Origin of the sequence: Oscillibacter sp. KLE 1728, assembly GCF_934833455.1 — a bacterium.
Lineage (GTDB): Bacteria > Bacillota > Clostridia > Oscillospirales > Oscillospiraceae > Oscillibacter > Oscillibacter welbionis.
The window spans coordinates 1-5633 of record NZ_CAKVVF010000109.1 but is presented as its reverse complement, the minus strand read 5'-3'; the positions used below and the strand labels follow the sequence as shown (position 1 = coordinate 5633).

Here is a 5633-nt window from a genome sequence, read left to right as displayed (position 1 = left end):
TTCGTATTTTTTTAGGAGGTCCTCGATGGCTTCGTCCAAGAGACGCGTTTTGGTGATGCGCGTTTTTTTGGAGAGCTCGTTGAATGGCTCTACCAGTTCGTTGGCCAGGGAGGAAACAAATCTTTTCCGATTTACCAGCTGGTGTTCGCCCAAAACCCTTCACCCTACTTTCTACTCACTACGTAGTTACTATATATGCACTATATCATTTGGCGTTTTGCTTGACAAGTGGTGCGTAGGTGGTATACTACAAGTGCATAGGAGGTGGCTATATATGAATCACACCAAGGCGATGTTGACGGATATTTTACTGCATCTCCGCAAGAGGGCGGAGCGGGGGGATCCGGTCTGGCGGGAGCTGGCAGCACGGGAGGAAGCGGCGTACTGCCGGGTCCGGCAGCTCTGCGGCGGGGACCGGGAGCTTTTGCAGGAGGTAGGGGACCTGTCGGACGCCTGCTGCGCCCTGGCGGAATACGCCGGAGAGTATCAGTTTTTCCTGGGCCTCCAAATGGGCCTGGAGTTGGGTGCGTTGGACCTGCTGGGCGCGGAAGAGGAGGAAACCCTCTCCCATGCCCGGGCGCTTTCCTGCTCGTGACCTCAACAGATATCCGATCACCGTCCTGCCAGCGCGGGGAAATGGGCGGATGAGAGCATCTGCCCCTACGGTTATGGAAGGTCAGGCGCTTCCGCGACCGCTAGGGTAGCGCGTAGCGAAGCGGAACGCGCGGAAGGAGGAACCAGTGGAACACTGGTGACGGAAATCCTGGGAGCGCCGCAGCGCGAGACAGGAAAAGAGGAGCTGGTCAAATCCCTCCTTGCACCCCGACCCAAGACATACCCGCGCCGCGGGAATCAGCCCCCCAAATCTTTGCGTCACCCCGCCACGCCCGTCAGCCGTCTGCCGAAAACACGCAGGCACCCTCTCACGCCGACCCCCGTACAGCAACTTTGCACGAACGTGCAAAGTTGCGGCCAAAAGCGCTTTTTCTCTTACACCGGGCGCGGCGCGTTCTCTTTTGGGGCAAGACCGAAAGGGGCCCCCGCCGCGCCCCGCGCGGTGGGGAGAGGAGGCGCAAGGGAGCGGGCGCAGTTTTCGCCGCAGGCGGAAACGGAGCTGAGCGGACTTTGCGACGACGACAATGGGGGGCGCATCCCCGCTGGACAAGCCCCCCTGCGGGAGCAGAATCCCCCGAGGCCGCCGCCCGGCGGCCCAACCGTTTTCCGGAGAGTCTCCGCCTCCGGGCCGCCGGGATCATCGCCCCCCTGCGGATGCGGCGCGGTCTTTCCCAACAGCCCCCGCCTCCTGCCCGGGCGGCAAACGAACAGGCCCCGGCCCCCTCCCGGGGGCCCGGGCCCATGCCATGGCCGGTTTACTTCTTGCCGTGCAGTGCCTTCATGCGCTTCTCGTGGTCCAGAATGGCCTTGCGCATCCGCAGGCTCTTGGGGGTGACCTCCAGCAGCTCGTCGTCCGCCAGGAACTCCAGGCACTGCTCCAGGCTCATCTGCTTGGGGGGCACCAGCCGCAGCGCCTCGTCAGAGCCGCTGGCCCGCATGTTGGTCAACTGCTTTTTCTTGCAGATGTTGACGGTGATGTCCTCGCTCCGGGGGCTGACGCCGATCACCATACCGCCGTACACCGGCACGCCGGGCCCGATGAACAGGGTGCCCCGCTCCTGGGCGTTGAACAGGCCGTAGGTGACGGCCTCGCCGGTCTCAAAGGAGATCATGGAGCCGGTGCCCCGGCGGGAGATGTCGCCCTTATAGGGGGCGTAGGAGTCGAACACGCTGGCCATGATGCCCTCGCCCTTGGTGTCCGTCAGGAAATCGCTGCGGTAGCCGAAGAGGCCCCGGGCGGGGATCAGGAACTCGATCTTCATCCGCTCGCCCACGGGAGTCATCTCCACCAGATCCGCCTTGCGGGCACCCAGCTTCTCGATGACCGCGCCCACACAGTCGCCGGGCACGTCCACCACCAGCCGCTCGATGGGTTCGCACTTGACGCCGTCGATCTCCTGGTACAGCACGCGGGCGGGGGAAACCTGGAACTCATACCCCTCCCGGCGCATGGTCTCAATGAGGATGGAGAGGGACATCTCGCCCCGGCCCGCCACGTTGAAGGCAGTCTCCTTGTCCGTGTCGGTCACACGCAGGGACACGTCCTTCAACGTCTCCCGGTACAGCCGGTCCCGCAGCTGGCGGGAGGTGACGAACTTGCCCTCCTTGCCGGCAAAGGGGGAGTCGTTGACGGAGAAGGTCATCTCCAGGGTGGGGGCGCTGATCTTCACGAAGGGCAACGCCTCCACGCAGTCCGGGACGCAGATGGTGTCGCCGATGGTGATGTCGGGAATGCCGCTCATGGCGATGATGTTGCCGGCGGTGGACTCGGTCACCGGATTCCGGGCAAGGCCCTCGAACTCGTAGATGGCGGTGGCTCTCGCCTTGCGGAGCACAGCCTCCGGGTCGTGGTAGTTGCACACGACGATGTCCTGGTTCTGCTTCAAGGTGCCCCGCTCGATGCGGCCGATGGCGATCCGGCCCACGAAGTCGTTGTAGTCGATGGAGCTGACCAGCATCTGGAAGGGCTGGTCCACATCCGCCTCCGGGGCGGGGATATACTCCAGAATGGTCTCAAACAGGGGCTTGAGGTCCGTGCCCGGCACGTCGGGGGAGTAGGAGGCGGTGCCGTTGCGGCCGGAGCAGAACAGCATGGGGGAGTCCAACTGTTCCGGGGTGGCATCCAGGTCCATCAGCAGCTCCAGCACCTCATCCACCACCTCGTGGATCCGCTGGTCGGGCCGGTCGATCTTGTTGACCACCACAATGACCCGGTGGCCCAGCTCCAGGGCCTTGGAGAGCACGAAGCGGGTCTGGGGCATGGGGCCCTCGGCGGCGTCCACCAGCAGGATGACGCCGTTGACCATCTTCAGGATGCGCTCCACCTCGCCGCCGAAGTCGGCGTGGCCCGGGGTATCCACGATGTTGATCTTGGTGTCCTTGTACCGGATGGCGGTGTTCTTGGCCAGGATGGTGATGCCCCGCTCCCGCTCCAGGTCGCCGGAGTCCATGACCCGGTCCACCACCTCCTGATTCTCCCGGTAGACGCCGCCCTGCTTCAGCATCTCGTCCACCAGCGTGGTTTTGCCGTGGTCGACGTGGGCGATGATGGCGACATTTCTCAAATGTTCGTTCTGCATAATTCTCTTCTCCTTCTTCTCTGGCAAGGCCGCGCCGGGCGGCGCGTACAAGTGTTTTGCCTGCGGCAAAACCTTGGCGGAGGCGGAATTCACTGCACAGCCGTTGGCGGCTTTGCCGCCTTACGGATGTGGCGTACCCCTTGCGGGTGCTTCCGCCGGGCATTTCTATCAAACGATCCCCGCAGGGTGTCAGCCCTGTGGGGCAGTCTTGCCGTGGTCGATGTGGGCGTTGATGGCGATGTTCCTCAAATGTTCGTTCTGCACATCTTCCATCTCCTTTTCTCTATGAAGGGGCCACGTGGGGTACGCCGGGCGGCGGATCAACACACGCGGCCTCCCTGCCGGCCGTCCGATTCCGGCCGCCGGTCGAGATTTGCACACAGTTTTGCATTATATGCCGTTCTCTCGATTTTTGCAAGCTGCTTTCAGGGGCTTTTTCAAAAAAACAGGACGATTCCGCAGTTTTCATAGGAAAGCGGCAGTTCCGGAGGCGCAGAACTGCCTTTTGGGGTATTTTCCCAGGCCGTTCCAAAAGTAATACCTCTCCAAAAACTTTCGGTCCAACCGGCCGCGGATTTGGCGGTTCGGCACATTGACTGGGACGGCGGCCTCTACCTATAATAGAAGATGCTGCGGCGGAAGCGGTGCCAGCACCGCACGTTCCCCCGCAAGTACCGCGACCCGCTGGGGCCGCCCAATGGAGGCATTCTGCCATGTACCGTATCAGAACATTCAACAAGATCTCTCCCGTCGGCCTGAACCGCCTGGATCCGGCGCTGTACGCCGTCTCCGATTCGGAGACAGACGAGGACGCCATCCTGGTCCGCTCCGCCAAGCTGCTGGACTATGATTTTCCGAAAAACCTTCTGGCCATCTCCCGGGCCGGGGCCGGCGTCAACAATATCCCCCTGGACCGCTGCTCCGAGGCGGGCATCGTGGTATTCAACACCCCCGGCGCCAACGCCAACGCCGTAAAGGAGCTGGTGCTGTGCGCCATGCTGATGGGCTCCCGGGACGTGGACGGGGGCATCCAGTGGGTCCGGCAGCAGGTGGCCTCCGGCGTGGACGTGACCACCGTAGTGGAGAAGGGCAAGGCCGCCTTCATCGGCCCGGAGCTGTACAAGAAGACGCTGGGCGTCATCGGCCTGGGGGCCATCGGGTCATTGGTCGCCAACATCGCATTGTCCCTGGGCATGGATGTGTACGGCTACGACCCCTTCCTGTCTGTGGATGCCGCCCTGCGGCTGGACCGCCACATCCATGTGGTGAAGGACATCAACGAGCTCTACAAGCGGGCGGACTATATCACCATCCACATCCACTACACCAAGGACACGGAGCGCATGATCGACGCCAAGGCCATCGGCGCCATGAAACGGGGCGTCCGGTTCATCAACCTGGCCCGGGGCGAGATCGTGGACGACGATGCCATGCTGGCGGCGCTGGACACCGGCTGGGTAGCGGCCTATGTCACAGACTTCCCCAATAACCGCCTAGTGGGTGCGCCCCACGTGCTGGCCATGCCTCACCTGGGAGCCTCCACACCGGAGAGTGAGCAGAACTGCGCGGTCATGGCGGTGGACCAGCTGCGGGACTACCTCGAAAACGGCAACATCCGCAACAGCGTAAACCTGCCCGCCGTCAGCCAGGAGCGCAGCGGCGTGTGCCGGCTGTGCCTGATCCACAAAAACGTGCCTGCCATGCTGGCCAGCATCACCACCCTGCTGTCCCGGGACGGCATCAATGTGGAGAACCTGAGCAACAAGTCCCGGGGGGACTACGCCTACACCATCGTGGACCTGAGCGCCCCGGCGGACCAGTGCGTCATCGACGAGGTGACGGCGCTGGAGAATGTGATCCGGGTACGGGTCATCCAGTGAGCGCCGAAGGGCTGCCGCCTGCGCGGCAGCCCTTTCCCATTGACAGCAGGGCGGAAAACAGGTACAATGGTTTCTGCCTATTTGATATGCCCCTGTAGCTCAGTCGTATAGAGCGACCGCCTCCTAAGCGGTAGGCCACCAGTTAGAGTCTGGTCAGGGGTGCCAAGTCAGCCGCTGTAAGCCAGTTTTCGGCTTACAGCGGCCTTCTTATCCGTTCCACCGCATTCCAGCGGCTGCCAGGTGCCTTTCATAGCGCGGTCCCTGCAAAAACTCCGGCTGATGTGCGATCCGCAAACTGCTGGGGCATCCTCTCAGGCCGCCTCCAGGCGCTTTTATACCCTCGTCCTCCTGCCGTTCTGCTGGATGGCGGCCCTGCGGCACGCCGCTTCCCGGCACAAAAAAAGAGGCGCCCCCGGCTAATGGCCGGGGACGCCTTTTCACATCCAGCGGAGACGGTGCTCTGCCGGAAGATCAATTCAGCACTTCTCGAACACGGTGGCAACGCCCATGCCGCCGCCGATGCACAGGGTAGCCAGGCCCTTCTTGGCCTCGGGCCGCT

Annotated in this window: 5 protein-coding genes and 1 tRNA gene; 3 read left to right on the top strand and 3 right to left on the bottom strand. The window is 62.9% G+C overall.

What is annotated here, in order from left to right:
* The coding region (locus QVE23_RS10150; RefSeq protein ID WP_287968137.1) for a ribbon-helix-helix domain-containing protein at nucleotides 1–153 on the bottom strand (153 nt) is incomplete at its 3' end.
* A 121-nt stretch (nucleotides 154–274) separates the two neighbouring features.
* Here QVE23_RS10150 and QVE23_RS10145 point away from each other — a divergent pair.
* Nucleotides 275–595, top strand: a complete 321-nt coding sequence (locus QVE23_RS10145; RefSeq protein WP_021751359.1) for a hypothetical protein — start codon at nucleotides 275–277, stop codon at nucleotides 593–595.
* A 775-nt stretch (nucleotides 596–1370) separates the two neighbouring features.
* On the opposite strand, the gene typA is transcribed toward QVE23_RS10145, so the two are convergent.
* Nucleotides 1371–3194, bottom strand: coding sequence for a translational GTPase TypA (gene typA, locus QVE23_RS10140; RefSeq protein ID WP_287968133.1), 1824 nt, complete (start codon nucleotides 3192–3194; stop codon nucleotides 1371–1373).
* Nucleotides 3195–3383: 189 nt separating this feature from the next.
* Nucleotides 3384–3521, bottom strand: coding sequence for a hypothetical protein (locus tag QVE23_RS10135; RefSeq protein WP_158629787.1), 138 nt, complete (start codon nucleotides 3519–3521; stop codon nucleotides 3384–3386).
* 386 nt (nucleotides 3522–3907) lie between these two features.
* Between QVE23_RS10135 and QVE23_RS10130 the strand changes: the two genes are divergently transcribed.
* On the top strand, nucleotides 3908–5074 hold the full coding sequence (locus QVE23_RS10130) for a phosphoglycerate dehydrogenase (RefSeq protein WP_021751363.1): 1167 nt from the start codon (nucleotides 3908–3910) through the stop codon (nucleotides 5072–5074).
* A gap of 88 nt (nucleotides 5075–5162) precedes the next feature.
* A tRNA-Arg gene (locus QVE23_RS10125) sits at nucleotides 5163–5239 on the top strand.
* Nucleotides 5240–5633 lie beyond the last annotated feature (394 nt).